The sequence below is a fragment of the Eubacteriaceae bacterium Marseille-Q4139 genome (assembly GCA_018223415.1).
Taxonomy (GTDB): Bacteria; Bacillota; Clostridia; order Lachnospirales; family Lachnospiraceae; genus CABSIM01.
Window position 1 is genome coordinate 3,199,661 of sequence record JAGTTQ010000001.1, and the last position, 18,111, is coordinate 3,217,771.

17 protein-coding genes are annotated in these 18,111 nt (G+C 53.3%); 14 read left to right on the forward strand and 3 right to left on the reverse strand.

Annotated elements, in window-relative coordinates; translation table 11 throughout:
• Positions 1 to 71 precede the first annotated feature (71 nt).
• From pcrA to rlmD, 3 genes are all read left to right on the forward strand, one after another.
• Positions 72 to 2,411, forward strand: a complete 2,340-nt coding sequence (gene pcrA, locus KE531_15300; GenBank protein ID MBR9954957.1) for a DNA helicase PcrA — start codon at positions 72 to 74, stop codon at positions 2,409 to 2,411.
• Positions 2,412 to 2,504: 93 nt separating this feature from the next.
• On the forward strand, positions 2,505 to 2,822 hold the full coding sequence (locus tag KE531_15305) for a DUF4366 domain-containing protein (GenBank protein ID MBR9954958.1): 318 nt from the start codon (positions 2,505 to 2,507) through the stop codon (positions 2,820 to 2,822).
• Between the two features lie 126 nt (positions 2,823 to 2,948).
• Positions 2,949 to 4,334: a 23S rRNA (uracil(1939)-C(5))-methyltransferase RlmD gene (gene rlmD, locus KE531_15310; protein MBR9954959.1), complete on the forward strand. Its 1,386-nt coding sequence runs from the start codon at positions 2,949 to 2,951 to the stop codon at positions 4,332 to 4,334.
• Between the two features lie 349 nt (positions 4,335 to 4,683).
• On the opposite strand, the gene KE531_15315 is transcribed toward rlmD, so the two are convergent.
• Positions 4,684 to 5,874 (reverse strand): IS256 family transposase, encoded by a 1,191-nt coding sequence (locus KE531_15315; GenBank protein ID MBR9954960.1) that lies wholly within the window; start codon positions 5,872 to 5,874, stop codon positions 4,684 to 4,686.
• A gap of 100 nt (positions 5,875 to 5,974) precedes the next feature.
• On the opposite strand from KE531_15315, the gene KE531_15320 reads away from it, so the two are divergent.
• Positions 5,975 to 6,469, forward strand: a complete 495-nt coding sequence (locus KE531_15320; protein ID MBR9954961.1) for an RNA polymerase sigma factor — start codon at positions 5,975 to 5,977, stop codon at positions 6,467 to 6,469.
• On the forward strand, positions 6,466 to 7,686 hold the full coding sequence (locus tag KE531_15325; protein ID MBR9954962.1) for a DUF4179 domain-containing protein: 1,221 nt from the start codon (positions 6,466 to 6,468) through the stop codon (positions 7,684 to 7,686). The genes KE531_15320 and KE531_15325 overlap by 4 nt, the downstream gene beginning before the upstream one ends.
• 266 nt (positions 7,687 to 7,952) lie before the next feature.
• On the opposite strand, the gene KE531_15330 is transcribed toward KE531_15325, so the two are convergent.
• Positions 7,953 to 8,843 (reverse strand): EamA family transporter, encoded by an 891-nt coding sequence (locus tag KE531_15330; GenBank protein MBR9954963.1) that lies wholly within the window; start codon positions 8,841 to 8,843, stop codon positions 7,953 to 7,955.
• A gap of 112 nt (positions 8,844 to 8,955) precedes the next feature.
• Here KE531_15330 and KE531_15335 point away from each other — a divergent pair, with 112 nt between their 5' ends.
• The 4 genes from KE531_15335 (at position 8,956) to spoVAE (ending at position 12,193) form a co-directional block, all read left to right on the forward strand.
• Positions 8,956 to 9,858: an AraC family transcriptional regulator gene (locus KE531_15335; GenBank protein MBR9954964.1), complete on the forward strand. Its 903-nt coding sequence runs from the start codon at positions 8,956 to 8,958 to the stop codon at positions 9,856 to 9,858.
• A gap of 88 nt (positions 9,859 to 9,946) precedes the next feature.
• The gene (locus KE531_15340; GenBank protein MBR9954965.1) at positions 9,947 to 10,627 is read left to right on the forward strand and encodes a hypothetical protein; all 681 of its coding nucleotides are present in this window, start codon (positions 9,947 to 9,949) and stop codon (positions 10,625 to 10,627) included.
• A gap of 152 nt (positions 10,628 to 10,779) precedes the next feature.
• Positions 10,780 to 11,814: a stage V sporulation protein AD gene (locus KE531_15345; protein MBR9954966.1), complete on the forward strand. Its 1,035-nt coding sequence runs from the start codon at positions 10,780 to 10,782 to the stop codon at positions 11,812 to 11,814.
• Positions 11,815 to 11,836: 22 nt separating this feature from the next.
• Positions 11,837 to 12,193, forward strand: coding sequence for a stage V sporulation protein AE (spoVAE, locus tag KE531_15350; protein ID MBR9954967.1), 357 nt, complete (start codon positions 11,837 to 11,839; stop codon positions 12,191 to 12,193).
• A 92-nt stretch (positions 12,194 to 12,285) separates the two neighbouring features.
• Here spoVAE and KE531_15355 read toward each other — a convergent pair whose 3' ends face one another.
• Positions 12,286 to 13,134, reverse strand: a complete 849-nt coding sequence (locus tag KE531_15355; protein MBR9954968.1) for a helix-turn-helix domain-containing protein — start codon at positions 13,132 to 13,134, stop codon at positions 12,286 to 12,288.
• Positions 13,135 to 13,305: 171 nt separating this feature from the next.
• Between KE531_15355 and uxuA the strand changes: the two genes are divergently transcribed.
• From uxuA to KE531_15380, 5 genes are read left to right on the forward strand one after another with little or no spacing between them, the layout of a single operon-like run.
• Positions 13,306 to 14,355, forward strand: a complete 1,050-nt coding sequence (uxuA, locus tag KE531_15360; GenBank protein MBR9954969.1) for a mannonate dehydratase — start codon at positions 13,306 to 13,308, stop codon at positions 14,353 to 14,355.
• A 21-nt stretch (positions 14,356 to 14,376) separates the two neighbouring features.
• Entirely contained in the window at positions 14,377 to 15,225 is an 849-nt protein-coding gene (locus tag KE531_15365) for an SDR family oxidoreductase (protein ID MBR9954970.1), read from the forward strand.
• A 35-nt stretch (positions 15,226 to 15,260) separates the two neighbouring features.
• On the forward strand, positions 15,261 to 16,295 hold the full coding sequence (locus KE531_15370; GenBank protein MBR9954971.1) for a TRAP transporter substrate-binding protein: 1,035 nt from the start codon (positions 15,261 to 15,263) through the stop codon (positions 16,293 to 16,295).
• A 19-nt stretch (positions 16,296 to 16,314) separates the two neighbouring features.
• Complete coding sequence (locus KE531_15375; protein MBR9954972.1) at positions 16,315 to 16,806, forward strand: TRAP transporter small permease; 492 nt, start codon at positions 16,315 to 16,317, stop codon at positions 16,804 to 16,806.
• Positions 16,807 to 16,809: 3 nt separating this feature from the next.
• On the forward strand, positions 16,810 to 18,111 hold the full coding sequence (locus tag KE531_15380; protein MBR9954973.1) for a TRAP transporter large permease: 1,302 nt from the start codon (positions 16,810 to 16,812) through the stop codon (positions 18,109 to 18,111).

An 18,111-nucleotide genomic window follows, 5' to 3' on the forward strand; every position in this document is an offset into this window, starting at 1 on the left:
GCGCTAAAATCCGCCGGAGGCACCATGGCTGTGCAGCGGACATGGTATGATGACCCGGAAAGGGGAAAGAAATGACAAACTACGATACATTGAATCCAAAGCAGAGAGAGGCTGTTTTCCATACGGAGGGGCCGCTTCTCGTGCTGGCGGGGGCCGGCTCGGGAAAGACAAGAGTGCTGACGTACCGGGTTGCCTATCTGATTGAAGAAAAGGGCGTGGCGCCGTGGAACATCCTGGCGATTACGTTTACGAATAAGGCGGCAGGGGAAATGCGGGAGCGTGTGGACGGGCTGGTGGAGCACGGTGCTTCCAGCGTCTGGGTCAGCACGTTCCATTCCCTCTGCGTGCGGATTTTGCGCCGGTTCATTGAGAACCTGGGATACGGCACGAATTTTACCATCTATGATACCGACGACCAGCGGACGCTCATGAAGCAGATCGTGAAGGCGGCGAGCCTGGATCCCAAGCAGTTTAAGGACAGGAACCTGCTCGGCATTATTTCGTCGGCGAAGAATGAGCTGATCGGCCCGGAGGAATTCCTTTTGAGTGCCAGGGCTGAGGGGAACATGCGGCTCCAGAAGATCGGCGAGCTTTACGCGGAGTACCAGAAGCAGCTTAAGAAGAACAATGCCCTGGATTTTGATGACCTTCTCATGAAGACCGTGGAGCTTTTTGAGGCGAAGAAAGAGGTGCTTGAGTATTATCAGGACAGGTTCCGCTATATCATGGTGGACGAGTACCAGGATACCAATACGGCCCAGTTCCGTCTGGTAAGCCTTCTTGCGGCAAAGTATAAAAACCTTTGTGTTGTCGGCGATGACGACCAGTCCATTTACCGGTTCCGCGGCGCCAATATCCGGAATATTTTAAGCTTCGAGGAGACGTTTCCCGGGGCACATGTGGTGAAGCTGGAACAGAACTACCGCTCGACGAAGCGGATTCTCGCAGCGGCCAACGATGTGATTAAAAATAACATGGGCAGGAAGGAAAAGACCCTCTGGACGGACAATGACGAGGGAGAAAAAATCCGTGTGAAGATTTTTGATACGGCCTACGATGAGGCCGAGGGCATCGTGCGCGACATGATGAAGCGTGGGAAACCATGGAAGAATGATGCCGTTCTTTACAGGACAAATGCCCAGTCGCGGCTTCTGGAGGAAAAGCTGGTGTTTTACGGGATCCCCTACCGGCTGGTGGGCGGCGTAAATTTCTATCAGAGGCGCGAGATCAAGGACATTCTGGCCTATTTAAAGACCATCGCCAACGGACGGGATGACCTGGCAGTCCAGCGGATCATCAATGTGCCGAAGCGCGGCATCGGCGCTGCCACGGTTGGGCGCGTCGCCATGTTTTCAGCTGAGCGGGACATGAGCTTTTTTGATGCCCTTGTCCGGGTCGAGGCTGTGCCGGGCGTTGGGAAGGCGGCCGGAAAGATCACGAAGTTTGTGGATCAGATTCTGCATTTCAGGCATGCGGTCCGGGACGGCGCGGACATCCGGACGGTGATCGAGGAGCTGTTGGAATCCACCGGGTATGCCGAGGAACTGAAAGAGGAAGGCGAGGTGGAGGCCGAGACGAGGCTTGAGAATATTGAGGAGCTGGTAAACAAGGCAGCAGCTTACTGGGAGACGGCCGAGGATCCGACGTTAGACGGCTTTCTGGAAGAAGTGGCTCTGGTGGCCGATGTGGACAGCCTGGATGAGTCGGAGGACCGTGTGGTGCTCATGACGCTTCACTCGGCCAAGGGACTGGAGTTTCCTTATGTCTATTTGAGCGGCATGGAGGACGGGCTGTTCCCGAGCGCCATGGCGATGTCTGACGATCCCGAAGCGCTGGAAGAGGAACGGCGCCTCTGTTATGTGGGCATCACAAGGGCCAGGGAGGAGTTAATGCTCACGGCGGCCAGGCAGCGGATGGTGAAGGGGGAGACGCGGTTTTCGATCCCGAGCCGGTTCCTTAAGGAGATTCCCGAGGAGCTTATGGATGAGGAGATGCAGGAGGATTCTGTTTTCCGGCCGGCAAGGAGAGAAAAGCAGGACTTTGATGACAGTGCCCTGCCCTGGGGGAATGCCTATGGGAAATCCTCCGAAAGCCATGAGGAGCGTTCTTCCGGCATCAGCATGTTCGGTTCCAGGCCGGAAAGCTACGGAAGCCGGCCGCAGGCAGGAAAGAGCGCTTATTTGTCGAACGCGCTTAAAACGCCGGGGAAGCCGGCTTTCGGAAAGACGTTTTCCGTGACGAAGGAGACTCCGGAGTACGGCGTCGGGGACCGCGTGCTGCATGCGCGGTTCGGAGAGGGCACTGTGAAGGAGATTAGTGACGGCGGCAAAGACTTTGAGGTGGCCGTGGAATTTGACCGTTTTGGCGTAAAAAGGATGTTTGCGTCGTTTGCGAAGCTGAAAAAGCTGTGAAATTTTTAAATTTAGGATAGTAAAATTCGCAGAATGATGTTATACTGTTAAAAAGAATTTTTGTTTGTAAGAAAACAGAAAGGATGTGCAGGCATGAATAAGTTCGATTTGATGAGTAAGGATGCTCTGAGCAAGATGGAGGAGTTGGTAAACGCTTCCAGACTGAATGAACTGCTCCACAGGAAAGAGGAAGAGGAGAAAAAGAAAAACTGCATCCTCTGGGTGTTGGCCATCATTGGCGCGGTAGCGGCAGTGGCAGCAATCGCTTACGGCGTGTACCGTTTCTTTACGCCGGATTACCTGGAAGATTTTGAGGATGACTTTGACGATGATTTCGACGATGACTTCTTCGAGGATGAGGAGGAGAAGCCGGCGAAAGCAGAGGAGAAGGAAGAGAAACCGGAAGCATAAAATCTGACATGAGGGGCTGATGCAAAGTGCTTGCACAGCCCTGTTTTCATGTAATGGGACGGATTGCAGGAGCCAGGCAGCCGGTGCCGGGCGTTTGGATGATAAAATGGGAACAGGAGACTGGAAATGAAGAAAGGCGAGATTTATACAGGCATTGTGGAACGAGTCGATTTCCCCAATAAGGGGATTCTTTTTGTGGACGGCGAAAAGGTCACGGTAAAACATGTGCTGCCGGGACAGACCGTGGAGTTTGCCGTGACAAAGCAGAGAAAGGGAAAGTATGAGGGACGGCTTTTGTCGGTGGTCTTGCGGTCGGAAGCGGAGTATGAAAAGCCGCGCTGTCCCCATGCCGGTGTCTGCGGCGGCTGTTCGTATCAGTCGCTTCCATATGAGGAGCAGTTAAAGCTCAAGGAGAGCCAGGTGCGCGCGCTTTTAGACGGCGTGTGCGGGGGATATGAATTTGAGGGGATTAAGGGCAGCCCGCTCACGGAAGGGTACCGGAATAAGATGGAGTTTTCTTTCGGTGATGCACAAAAGGACGGGCCTCTGGAGCTGGGAATGCATAAGAGGGGGAGCTTTTATGATGTGGTGACCGTGGACAAGTGCTGTCTGGTGCATCCGGACTGCTGCCGGATTCTGTCGGAGACGCTTTCTTTGTTCCGGGAGCATGGGACGGGATTCTATAAGAAGCTTTCGCATGTGGGATACCTGCGGCATCTGCTTGTGCGCCGCGGCGTGAAGACCGGAGAGATCCTTGTGGATCTTGTGACGACGACGCAGACGGAGGGAATCAGCGCACTTGGATGGAACGAGGCGGAGCTTTTGGAAGAGTGGAAAAAGCGGCTTCTGGAGCTTCCGTTGGACGGGACGTTTGCCGGTATCCTTCATACGAAAAACGACAGCCTGGCCGATGTGGTGAAGAATGACGGGACGGAAACTCTGTACGGGCAGGACTTTTTCTATGAGGAGCTTTTGGGATTAAAGTTTAAGATTACGCCGTTCTCCTTTTTCCAGACCAATTCTCTGGGGGCTGAGGTCTTATATTCGACGGCGCGGGAGTATATCGGTGATACGAGCGGACAGAGGGTGTTTGATCTGTACAGCGGTACCGGTACCATCGCCCAGATTCTAGCGCCGGTGGCCGAGCATGTGACAGGCGTGGAAATCGTGGAGGAGGCCGTCGAGGCGGCAAAGGAGAATGCGGCGCTCAACGGGCTTTCCAACTGCGATTTTATCGCCGGGGATGTGTTAAAGGTGCTGGATACGCTTGAGGAACGGCCGGACTTGATTGTTCTCGACCCGCCGCGGGATGGGATCCACCCGAAGGCGCTGCCGAAGATTATGGATTATGGCGTGGAACGGATTGTGTATGTGTCCTGCAAGCCGACGAGTCTGGTGAGAGATTTGGCGGTGCTGATGGATGGGGGGTATGTTGTTGAGAAGATTTGTTTGGTGGATATGTTTCCGGGGACTGGGCATGTCGAGACGGTTGTCTTATTAACCCAAAAATAAACCCACACCCAACCACCACAAATATGCCTCTCTGCCAGGAAAGAAGAAACAATTAAAATATCATCCAATGTTCCAAAACAATCAAAATTGCATATAAACGAGCCCAGATAAAGAAACCGATGACCGCACTCCAGCGATTATCGGTTTCTTTTATAAATCTCCCGCAAATAAAATGAACCAAACAATCCCCTAAAAACAACTATATCATATAAAGATTGCAATCCTTATAAAAGCAGCAGAAAAAAGGAGCAGTGATGAAAAAGTCGGAAATAGAAAAATGTATCGCACGATACGGGGTAGTGTCAAGTATTTTTCGCAAAATGGTTTGCAGGGTCTGGCATGAGTGAAGTCAGCCAGCAATGGAGGCATCTTCAAGGGCTGCCTCCAGGTGCTTCATGTTCATGTACTTCTTGTTGCCCCACTGGGTGCCGGCCACATGGCGCAGCCGGGCACAGACCAGCATAAGGGCGGAATTGCCGTCCGGGAAACTGCCCACCACACGGGTACGGCGGCGGATCTCCCGGTTGAGTCGTTCAATAACGTTATTGGTACGGATGCGAGTCCAGTGCTCGCTGGGAAAATCGCAGTAGGTCAGCGTCTCCTCAATGCCATCCTCTACCTTCTTGGCCGCCTCTTTCAGTTTCATGGAGCGCAGTTCTTCCACCACAGCTTTGGCCTTTTCCCGGGCTGCTTTCTTGCTTTCCTGGGCGTGGACCGCCTTGAGCATCTTTGCCACCAGCTTCACCTTGGAGCGAGGCGTGACCGAGAATACATTGCGGTAAAAGTGGACGGTACAGCGCTGGTACTTGGCTTCGGGGAATACTTCTCCCACGGCCTCCAGCATACCAAGGCACTTGTCTCCAACAATGAGTTTCACACCGTCCAGACCTCGGCCACGCAGCCACTGGAAGAAGCTGACCCAGCTGGACTTGTCCTCCTTCATGCCCTCGGCGGCACCCAGAACCTCACGGTATCCGTCCTCATTGACCGCAATTGCCACAAGAATGGCTACGTTTTCAAATTCGCCGCCCCAGTTACGGCGCAGATAGATCCCATCCACATAGACATACGGATATCGTCCGCCTTGCAGAGGACGGTTCCGCCAATCCTCGATGTGGACATACGCTTTCTTGTTTAACTCACTTATAGTGGAGGGAGAGACTTTGCTACCCCAGAGGGCCTCGGTAATATCCTCCACACGCCGAACGGATACGCCTGCCAGGTACATCTCAATGAGGGCTTCTTCCACGCTGCTCTCCCGGCGGCGATACCGCTCAATGATGGCGGTTTCAAAAGAGATTCCCTTGAGTTTGGGAACCTTGAGAGTGACGTCCCCGGAAGTGGTGGTGAGGTTACGGTTGTAGTGGCCGCTGCGATAGCCCTGACGCTGCTCATTGCGCTCGTACCGGGCCGCCTGGGTCAGCTTCTCCGCCTCGGCCTCCAGCAGTTCGTTGAGGGTTTCCTCTACGCTGCCTCGTACCAGTTCTTTGATTTGACCCTTGATTACTTCCTCGTTAAGCTGTACAATCTTTTCGGACATGGTTTGTTGTCTCCTTTCAGAATGGTGTGTCGTGACTTCATTCTACCAGAGGGCTGCAAACCATGTCTCTTTTTAACTACTTTTCAATTTGCGAAACTTATTGTACCTTATCCGATACGGAAAAGATGTATATTCCTTTTGCTGTTATTTAACGGCAAACAGAACGGAGGCAGACGACCTTTACCAGGATACGTTTGTAAAGGCGATGGAACGGGGGATAACGCTTGACCGGAATCCGAAAAGCTTTCTTTTAAGCATTGCCTGCAAATTGTGGAAAAACAAGCGGCGCAAGGACTTAAATGCAGGCAGGCTTTTTTGCAGAGAAGATGTTTCCTGCATAAATGAGAACGATTTTCAAATGAGACATGAAAATTCGGCGGAAGCGATAGCCATGCAAAACGATACGAATGCCAGAATCCAAAATGCCGTGAGAAAACTGCCTGAAAAATTGAAAATCACAGCACTTTTATATTATATGGAGGAGAGAAGCGTCGAGGAGATTGCCGATATCCTTCATATACCGAAAGGGACAGTCAAAAGCAGGCTGTTTCAGGCAAGAAAACGCTTATATAAAGAGCTGGAGGAAGTATTATGAATCATGATTTTGACACCAAAATAAAAAACGCGATGAAACCTTCATGGGAGGCAGACGTTTGGCTGAATCAAAAGATTATTGACAAAATTGGAGAGGGGAATTATGCGAAGAGAAGGCGGATCAAGAATCCGGCGGCTGCGGCCCTGGCGATATGTTTTGTGATGCTCAGTTCGATTGGAGTCGTGGCGGCAGCAAAATATTTTCATGCGGCGCATGTCGCAGAAAGGATAGGAGATAAAAAGCTTTCAAAAGCATTCCGGGAGAACATGACAGCCGAAATCAATGAAACGCAGAGGATTGGAGACTATACGTTTACGCTGTTGGGCATAGTGTCCGGGAAGGATTTGTCTGAACTGGAATCCATGATAAAGGAGGAGCGCCTTGATGACCGAACGTATGCTGCGCTGGCGATAACAAAGTCTGATGGGAGCGGAATGACGGAAAAAGATGAAAATGGATATCAAAAGGGGTATCTGGATCAATTTTTTGTGTCGCCGCTCATAGAAGGATATGAACCATGGAGCTATAACATCCATTCCTTCCATGGAAATGCCGCATGCTTTGTGGAAGACGGCGTATTATACTGGTTAGCAGAATGCGACAATCTGGAGAGCTTTGCCAGCCGCACAGTGTATCTTTGTGCAACAGAAACAGCCGGCAGCATGAAGGCTGCGTATTTGTTTGACGAAAGTTCCGGTGCAATATCACGAAATGAGGAATACGAGGGCTTTAATGCCTTGTTTACACTGCCATTCGATGAAAGCAAAGCATCCGAGGAAGCCGCAGAGGAATACTTGGAAAAAATCCAAAATCAGGAGACGAAGGATGTGCATGACGCTCATGCGGAGTATGGGCTTGATGAAGAATGGCTGGCGTCCCTGCCTCAGAAGGACAGAGAGAGCATTCTGGAAGCTTACGAATTTGCAGCATCGGTGAATCGGGACAATATTGATGAGCTGTGCGTCCCGGTTGAGCAGTCACGGCAGACCGTGTATCCGGATCCGGACGGGATGATTGTTTTTACTGACCGGAGCGGCGGCAGCAGTGAGAAGTTTCTCGCAGAATGGTTTTTCATCGACTTTGAAGACGGAGAATATGGGATGTCGGAACATATCAGCTATGGATATTCGGAAGAGGGGATCGAGAGCCTGCGGTTTACTGCTTACAGCAAAAATGCAGACGGTTCTTATACGAGATTGGAGTATGTGCCAAGATAGACGTATTCCGACAGGAAAGTGCGTCAAGTCCGGCTGTTTTTCACGGACAAATCCCCCATGATTCGCGGACCAGCCATTCTAACAGGAAAAAATCAAGTATAATGAAGACGGAATAAAGTGGAAGAGTCAGATAGGAGAGAAGTAAGGAGAAGCTTGCGGCGTGTAGAAAGCGGGGAGAGGCTTTCTGGCCGCAGGCAGATCCGGCAGCGGGAGGACAGCCTTATGCGGGCAGCCCTCCCGTTGTTTTTTACTGCACAAACCCCGCATCACTCCCGTATCAGAAAAACTGTTGCCAAAATGCATGCAAAGCCAACGAGCTCTGCCGCAGAAAAGCTGGAATGCAGCCAGAAGGCGGAAAGGAAAGCGGCTGTCAGAGGTTCCAGGCAGGAGAGCAGGGAGGCCTTCATCGGGCCGGCCATGCGGATGCCCTGGAGAAACAGGGAAAATGCCCCGACGGTGCCCAGAAGGACAATGGCTGATAAAAGTACCAGTGCATAGAGATCCAGTCCGGCCGGAATTTCCCATGCCCTGACGGCCGCGGAGAGGACAAGGCCGCCGATCAGCATGCCCATGCCCGTAACGGGGAGGCTTCCCCAACGCTCCACCGGCCGCCTGGAGAGAAGGGAGTAGCTGGCGGCGCCGAGGCCCGCGGCCAGACCCCAGAAAAGCCCTTTGGGGGTCAGTTCCATGCTGCCCGGGGTTCCGCCTGTGGAAATCAGCCAGACGCCGAAAAGCGCCAGTGCGATGCCAATAAGGATCGGTTTTTCCGGCAGCTTCTTCGAAGTAATGCAGAGAAAGACTGCGACGAACACGATGGACAGGTTCTGGAGCACCGTTGCCGTGCCGGAATTTGTCCAGCGGATTGCATTGAGATATGCAAGCTGGCAGAGCATAAGGCCTGCCAGGGAGAAAGCGGCGATTTGGAACAGTGATTTTTTATCTTTCATGAGGTCGCCGAAGCAAAGTTGCTTTTTGGCGGTGACCCAGACCATGAGAAAAATCCCTGCCGCGGTCATGCGGACGGCTGTCACCCAGACCGGGTCTGCTGTGTATCTTTGAAAGAATGCTTCACTGATGGCGCCGGAGATACCCCAGCTGACGGCACCGGCTATACAGCAGAGGACGCCGTACGTGTGTCTGCTTAAATGTTTTTCCATGTCGATGGTTCCCTTCTATTTTGCTGAATGTATTGACTTTTTTATTATATAGAGGTTTAATAAAGACAGTCTATCAAAAAAACGCCTAAAATTATCATTATATTGAGGAGTTATGATTATAAACAGCTTGAAAGTAGGAAAAGACAGCGAAGAGGAGCTTCAGAGGATTCTGCCGGGATTTCCCGTTTCCGTCTACCAGACGGATTTTTCCAGGCGGGATTATCAACGGGTCAACTGGCACTGGCATGATGATTTCCAGCTATGCTGTGTGACAAAAGGAGAAGTGCTGTTTTCGGCTGCCGGGAGGGGATGGAATGTCCCTGCCGGAACGGGGATTTTTATCAACCGCCGGCTGGCACATATGGCCGAGCCGCGCCAGCCATCATCGGCCTATTACTGTGTCGACGTTTCGCCGGAGCTTCTCTGCCCCGCGGCATGTGAAGAACTGTGGGCGCGGATGCTGGCGCCTTTTGAGGAAGAAGAGAGTGCTCCGTGCTTTCTGTTTGACGGCAGCCATCCCGACGGGGCCAGGCTTATGAGAGCCGTGCACCGGATTGTGAGTCTGTCCATGGAACGGGAACGGCCCGGCTGGGAACAACTTTTATGGGGCGAGCTTCTCATGGCCTGGCCGGCAGTTCTATGCTGTTTTCGCGGGGAAACGTCCCGGGGGAACGCCAGGTCGAACGAGCGGCTCCAGATGCTTCTTGCATATTTGAACTGCCATTACAGTGAAAAGGTATCGCTCCGGGAGGCGGCAGAGCAGGTGTTTCTCTGTCCGGAGGAATGTGCCCGCTTTTTTAAGAGGATGACAGGGAAGACCATGTTCGGGTATCTGATGGAGTACCGCATTGAAAGGAGCATGGAACTCCTTGGCAGCACGGAGTTTTCCGCTGCCGAAATCGCGGCGCAGACCGGCTTTTCCTCTCAGAGCTATTTTACCGTGTGCTTCCGCAGGCAGACTGGCCTCACACCGAACCAGTACCGCAAAGGCCTCGCCGCCCCTGCCAAAATTTGACACATGCCCCGCATTATATTATAATGGTGAAAATACATCCCGGCAGCAGCCGGAAACACAGGGAGAAATTCGGAAAGGAAGAAGACAGATGGAAAAACGATGGAACCAGTTTGAAAAAAGAACTTCCGACTGCTATACCGATATGATTACAAAGAGCGGGGACATAGAGCTGTGGAATGAAACCTTTGAGGTGCTTTTGGACATCATAAAGCAGGAGCGCGAGGAAGACCCGGAATATGCGAAAGAGCTTTACGAGCTGGATGAGAGCACGGATTACGATTATGATGTGGAAGGCTGGCTGGAAGACTATATGGACGAGCTGGGAACCCGCGGATACCTGGAAAAGCTGATTTCCGTGTGTGAGACCCTGCTCGGGCTGTTCCAGTGGAAAGAGGTTTCGCCGTCCGAATACCGGCTTCAGATTGCCTGGGCGCTGCGGAACGGGAAGGAACTGGAAAAGGCGAAAGAATTCTGTGAAAAGTGGTACCAGGAAGACTCCGGGGATGTCATGGCCCAGGCGGCGCTTATCCTCGTCTGCATCGACCGCGGAGATTTTGAGACTGCCGCAGGGCTTGCGGAACGCCATTTGAAGGAACATGAAACGTGCACGGCGGAAAATGAAATCCTGTTTTTGGCGGCAGACACGCTCTATACGGCGACAGGTGACAAAAAAGCAGGAAAGCGGATCAAAAAGGCCATCAAAGAGTTTGAGAAAGAGATGCAGGAATTTTTAGACGTTATGGAGGACGCTGAGCCGCTGGAGTTTTAGGCGGGACAACAGGAAAAACGGAACCAGACAGGAGGGTACGGCAGTTTGCTGCACCCTCTTTTTTCATACGGATAAGCATAAAATCCCGAAAGCTGGAGATAGTACAGGAAGAATAAAGGAACGAAGATGAAAGGCAGGAAGGAGCAGGAAACATGCAGGCAGGAAAAGCAAGCATTGTGTTTGAAAATCCGCCTCTTCTCACAGCGGCGGCATCCATCGTCGGAAAAAAGGAAGGCGAGGGCCCTCTCGGGCCGTATTTTGACAAGATTCTTTCCGGCGATCCCATGTTCGGGAAAAAGACCTGGGAGGAGGCGGAGAGCGAGCTTCAGAGCCAGACGTCGAAGCTTGCGCTGGAAAAGAGCGGCTTAAAGAAAGAGGACATCCGGTATCTGTTCGGCGGTGACCTTTTAGCACAGATCATCGCCACCTCCTTTGGAAGCGTCGATCTGGAACTTCCGATGTTCGGGCTTTACGGCGCATGTTCCACCATGGGAGAGGGCATCGGGCTGGCATCCATGGCTGTGGCCGGCGGCTTCGCAGATCATGCGATGGTGACGACCTCCAGCCATTTTGCCTCAGCGGAAAAACAGTTCCGTTTTCCCCTGGAATACGGGAACCAGCGTCCCTACTCAGCCACCTGGACGGTCACAGGCTGCGGCTCAGTGATTCTTTCGGCGGCCAAAAAGGGGAAGAAAAAAGAGACGTCCCTGGCGAAGGTGACAGCCATCACGACGGGAAAAATCATCGACATGGGCATCCGGGATTCCATGAACATGGGGGCGGCCATGGCGATGGCGGCCGTGGATACGATCCTTACGAACTTCCATGACCTTGGCGTGGACGAGAACCATTACGACAAAATTATCACCGGCGATTTGGGGCAGGTGGGGAAGCGGCTTCTTCTGGACTTCCTAGACAAGGCCGGACATGACGCGGAAAGCCGCTACATGGACTGCGGCATCGAAATCTTTGACGCCGCCAGCCAGGACACCCACGCCGGCGGAAGCGGCTGCGGCTGTTCGGCCTCGGTGCTCTGCGGCTATATTCTCCCGCGGATCAAAGAAGGCCTCTGGAAGCGGGTTCTGTTTCTTCCGACGGGGGCGCTGCTATCCACCGTAAGCTTCAACGAGGGCCAGAGCGTCCCGGGCATCGCCCATGCTGCGGTGCTTGAAAGCTGCGAAGAATGAAAAAAGAAAGGCGGTAGATACCTTGGATTATATCAAAGCGTTTCTTGTGGGCGGCATCCTCTGCATGCTGGTGCAGATTTTAATGGATAAGACGAAGCTGATGCCGGGCCGGATCATGGTGCTTTTAGTCGTCAGCGGCGCGATTTTAGGATATCTTGGCTTTTATGAACCATTTGCCCAGTGGGCAGGCGCCGGGGCCACGGTACCCTTAAGCGGCTTCGGGAACACCCTCTGGAAAGGGATCTCAAAGGCCATGTCCGAGGACGGCTTCCTCGGGATTTTTAAGGGCGGGTTTACGGCGAGCGCCGTCGGGATTTCCGGCGCCCTGATTTTCGGCTATCTCGGTTCCCTGATTTTTAAGCCGAAGATGAAAAGCTAAAACGCCGCGTGTCCGGTGCACCGGAAAAACAGCCATATTGGAGATAAAAAGAGCCGGCAGGGCATGTCCGGGGACGGGCTGCCTTTGCCGGCTTACTGGCTTTTATATTCTTTGGGGCTGCGGCCGAATTCCTTTTTAAAGGCCTTGTGAAAGTTGGAATAGTCGTTGAAGCCGCAGCGCATACAGGCATCCATCATGGCGGCGCCTTCGGAGATCATGTTGCGGGCCACGGTGAGGCGCTTTTTTATGATGAACTGGAACAGCGTCAGGCCGGTGTACGCCTTGAACTGGTGGGAGAGGTAGGACTTGCTGACAAAAAAGGTCTCCGCAAGCCGGTCCAGGGTCAGCTCCTCGTCCAGATGATCGTTGATGTAGGCGACGACCGCATTGATCTTCTCATTCTCCGTGATGTCCTTCGGGAGAATCGCAGAGTCCGCATAGTAAGCCCGGTTCAAATAGACCATAAATTCGATCAGGTAGATATTTTCCAGGACGCTGCTTCCAAGCTCTTTTCCGTCCCGGTTTTCGATGATCTTCTCTAAAATGTTTTTAAGACGCGCCACCAGGCCGCTTTCCGGGCGGATGAGCTGGTGTTTTTTTGCGCTGGCGTCGGCGAAGCAGTCCGTCAGGCTGGAACCGAATTTCGCAATCTGGGACAGGTAGGACGGCATGATCCAGAGGACGAACCGTTCATAAGGCTTTCCTGGCCGGATGTCCGGCCGGTGGATGTCCTTGTTGTCGGTTAAAAGAATGTCGCCTGGCCGGAGAAGGTAGGTGCGCCCCTCGATGTTGTAGGAGACATTGCCGGACAGAAAGAAAAACACCTCGTAAAATTCATGTTCATGAAAGTCCACCACAGGGGGAATAATATCAAAATAGTGGTAGCATTCAAAATCCGGACGAACCATAGTCTGCCGGAGAGAAAAAATATCTTTGTGCATATAATACAAAAATACCTCGCTGTTTTTGTATATAATTATGGATTATAGCAATTTATACCAGATTTTAAGCAGTATATCCGATGAGAAATCACGGACAACCTGCTATCATTATAATAAAGATTCAGGAAAATTGCAAATAGCGGAAAGCAAAAAAGAAGGAGGAAAGCAAGTATGAAAATGTCATTTCGCTGGTATGGGGAGTCGGATCCGGTTTCTCTGGAATACATCTCCCAGATCCCGGGCATGCGCTCCATCGTCTCTGCCGTCTATGACGTGAAGCCGGGCGAGGTGTGGCCCGAGGAGAGCATCGAAAAGATCAAAAAGGACTGCGAGGCCCACGGGCTCGTATTCGATGTGGTGGAGTCCATCCCCGTGTCCGAGGACATCAAGCTCGGAACAGAAAAGAGGGACGCCCATATCGACGCCTACTGTGAGAACATCCGCCGCTGCGCCAAATACGGTGTAAAATGCGTGACCTACAATTTCATGCCGGTTTTTGACTGGACAAGGACACAGCTTGACAAGAAGGCGGACGACGGCTCCACGAGCCTTGTGATGTACTGGGATCAGATGAAGGGATTAGATCCCTTAACGGACGACATCAACCTGCCGGGCTGGGATGCCAGCTACACCCAGGACGAGGTGCGCGGCCTGATCCAGGCATACGGAAAGCTGGGCGAAGAAGGCCTCTGGAACAACATTGAGGTGTTTTTAAAGCGCGTCATCCCGGTGGCCGAGGAGTGCGGCGTCGTCATGGCGCTCCATCCCGACGATCCGCCGTATCCGATTTTCGGACTGCCCCGGGTCATCACCTGTGAGGAGAACCTGGACCGGTACCTTTCCATCGTGGATTCCCCGTCCAACGCCCTCTGCCTCTGCACCGGCTCCTTAGGCTGCGCGAAGTTCAACGACATCCCGGCCATGGTGCGGAAATATTCTGCCATGGGACGCATCGGCTTCATGCACATGCGGAACGTGAAGATCATGGACGACGGTTCCTTTGAGGAGCGGGCCCATCTTTCCGGCTGCGGCTCCCTGGATATGTATGAAATCACGAAAGCCCTCGTGGAGACAGGCTTTGACGGCTATGTGCGGCCGGATCACGGGCGCATGATCTGGGGCGAGACCGGGAAACCGGGCTACGGCCTTTACGACAGGGCCCTGGGAGCTGCCTACTTGAACGGACTTTTTGAAGCATGTGAAAAATCATGGAATAAATAGAAGAAAAAGGAGAGCGTGATTATGGAAAAGAATGTACTGAACACAGATCTGACCGGAAAGGTGTGCGTAGTTACAGGTGCAGGCGGAGCCATCTGCGGCATGTTTGCCGAGAAGCTGGCGGCTGCCGGCGGCAAGGTGGCTGTGCTTGATCTCAATGAGGAAGCGGCAAAGAAGGTGGCCGATGGGATCACAGCCCAGGGCGGCATCGCAAAAGCTTATAAGACAAACGTCCTCGACAGGGAAAACCTGGAGTCCGCCCATGAACAGATTTTAAAGGATCTCGGCCCCTGCGATGTGTTAATCAACGGCGCCGGCGGCAACAACCCCCGTGCGACGACGGACAATGAGTTCCATCATGAGGCCAAGGACATCGAAAACTGCAAGACCTTCTTTGACCTGGATAAGTCCGGTGTGGAGTTCGTCTTCTCCTTAAACTGGCTGGGCACGCTGCTTCCGACGCAGGTGTTCGCCGCAGACATGATAGACAGAAATGGAAATATCTTAAACATCGCCTCCATGAACGCCTACACGCCCCTTACGAAAATCCCGGCATACTCCGGCGCAAAGGCGGCCATCGTAAACTTCACCGAGTGGCTGGCAACGTACTTTGCAAAATCCGGTATCCGCGTAAACGCCATTGCCCCCGGCTTCTTTGTGGGAAACCAGAACCGTGCCCTGCTCTTTAACGAGGACGGGACACCGACGGCCAGAACCGCAAAAATCCTGGCGGGAACGCCCATGGGACGGTTCGGCGAGCTGGAAGAACTTGTGGGCGCCGTGCTGTTTTTATTAAACAACGATGCGGCCGGCTTCATCACCGGCGTCTGCATCCCGATTGACGGCGGGTACGCCGCATATTCCGGAGTATAAAAACAGGCTTCGGATAAAAGGAAGAGGGCAGTCTTATGAACAGGAAAAACAAATTTCGCGCGGCCGCATGCATGGCGGCCCTTGCCCTTGCGTCGGGGGCCCTGACCGGCTGCCAGAGTGCCGGGGACGACAGGCGGATTATCCGTATCGGCCACAACCAGTCCACCAACCACCCGACCCACATTGCGCTGGCGGCTTTCGAGGAATTCATCGAGGAGCGGCTCGGCGATAAATACAACGTGGAGGTATTCCCGAGCGAGCTTTTAGGCTCCCAGAACGAAATGGTGCAGCTGACCCAGACAGGCGCCATCGACTTCTGCGTCGCCTCCAACTCCCTTTTGGAGACCTTCAGTGAAAACTATACCTTATTTAACCTTCCCTACCTTTTCGCGTCCTCGGAGGCCTACCACGCCTCCATGGACGACGGGGAGGTCACAGGGCCGATCTTTGAATCCACAAAGCAGGCCGGCTTTGAGGCCGTGACATGGCTGGATGCCGGAACGAGAAACTTCTACACGGTGGATAAGCCCATCGAGACCGTTGCCGACCTGCGGGGATTAAAAATCCGTGTCCAGCAGTCGCCGACTAACGTGCAGATGATGAACCTTTTAGGCGGTTCCGCAACGCCCATGGGCTTCGGCGAGGTTTATACGGCGCTCCAGTCGAAAATCATCGACGGCGCCGAGAACAACGAAATGGCGCTGACAGACAACGGCCACGGCGATGTCTGCAAATACTATTCCTACGACATGCATCAGATGATCCCGGATATCCTCATCGGCAACAACGCCTTTTTAGAGGGACTTTCCGAGGAAGAGCGGGCCATCTTTGAAGAAGGCTTCGCGCTTGTCAATTCGGTGCAGAGAGAAGAGTGGGTGACAGCCGTGGAGAACGCAAAAGAGCGGGCAGCGAACGAGCAGGGCGTAAACTTCTTATATCCCGATACGAAGCCGTTCCAGGAGGCCTGCGCCCCGATGCACGAGTCCATGCTGGCCCAGTATCCGGAGCTGGCGCCGATCTACGAAAAAATCCAGGCATACAACGAGATGTATCCTGCTGCGGAATCTTAAAAGGAGGAGGGGATAAGAGATGAAAGCATTGAGAGATCTTTTAAACAGGATTTTAAACGTGCTGGCAGGCGTCAGCTTTATCGCCATGGTAATCCTGACCTGCTGGCAGGTCTTTACAAGATATGTCCTTCAGAACCCGTCCTCCTGGTCGGAGGAACTGGTATCCTATCTGTTTGCATGGGCCAGCCTCTTTGGGGCGTCCTTAATCACCGGTGAGAGAGGGCACATGAACATCCCGATTCTGGTGGAGCGCATGGGCCCGGGAGCCAGAAAGGCTCTTTCTATCTTCGGCGAGCTGGTAGCCTTTGCCTTTTCTGCCGTAATCCTCGTTTACGGCGGGATCCAGATCACGAACCTTGCCATGGGCCAGATGACGTCCTCCCTGGGCGTGGCCGTCGGCGTGTTCTATGTGGTGCTTCCGGTCTGCGGCGTCCTGAACATGATTTACACCGTACTAAATATCGCCGATATCAGCAAAGGCGATTTCGGAGCAAAGGAGGCGGAGGTATAAGCGATGGCAATCCAGTCTTTACTCATTATTGTTGTGATCCTGGCGGTTCTTCTGATTGTCGGGGTGCCGATTTCCTATGCTATCGGCATTTCCTCCCTGATCTGCATTCTCCAGACCGTCGCCCTTGATGTGTCCGTGGTAACAGGCGCACAGCGCATCTTCGTGGGCATGAGCAAATTCAGCCTGACGGCGATCCCGTTCTTCATCCTGGCAGGGAATCTGATGAACCAGGGCGGCATCGCCAAGCGCCTCGTGGACTTCGTCATGGCGATTCTCGGAAAAATGCCGGGTGCCCTTCTTGTGACGAATGTCGGCGCAAACGCCCTTTTCGGTGCCATCTCCGGCTCCGCCTCGGCAGCAGCAGCGGCCGTCGGAAGCATGGTGGAAAAGGGCGAGGAGGAACAGGGATATGACAAGGCCCTCTGTGCCGCAACCAACGGCGCGTCGGCTCCGTCCGGCCTCCTGATCCCGCCGTCAAACGCACTGATTACTTACTCCCTGGCGGCAGGCGGAACCTCTGTCGCAGCCCTTTTCATGGCAGGCTATGTGCCGGGAATAATCTGGGCCGTCTGCTGTATGGCGGCCGCCATCCTGATTTCAAAGAAAAAGGGATATAAAGGACTTCCGGGGAAATTCGACTGGAAGAACCTGGGCGTCTGCACGCTCCGCGCCATCCCGGCCCTTTCCCTGATCGTCGTCGTCATCGGCGGCATCATCGGCGGCGCCTTCACAGCCACCGAAGGCTCGGCCATCGCCGTAGTCTACGCGCTGATCTTAGGCATCTGCTACCGGAACATTACCTTAAAGTCCTTCTGGAACATCGTGGTGGACAGCGCCAAGATGAGCGGCATGGTCGTATTTTTAATCGGCGTGTCCAATATCCTCGGCTGGGTCATGTCCTTTACCCAGATCCCGCAGGCCATCTCCGAGGCCCTTCTGGGACTGACGCAGAATCCGGTCATCATTCTCTTGATCATGAACGTGATCCTTCTGATTGCCGGAACCTTCATGGACGTGACGCCTGCCATCCTGATCTTTACGCCGTTATTCCTTCCGGTCGTCAAGACCTTCGGTATGGATCCGGTGCAGTTCGGCCTGATCCTGGTTTACAACCTCTGCATCGGCAACATCACGCCGCCGGTGGGAAATACGCTGTTTGTGGCGATTAAGGTGGGCCGCACCAGCTTATCCAAAGTCATGCCGTACATGCTGACGTATTATGCGGCAATTTTAATCGGGCTTCTTCTCGTGACATATGTGCCGGTCGTGAGCCTTGGACTGCCGCGGTTAGCTGGGCTTTTATAG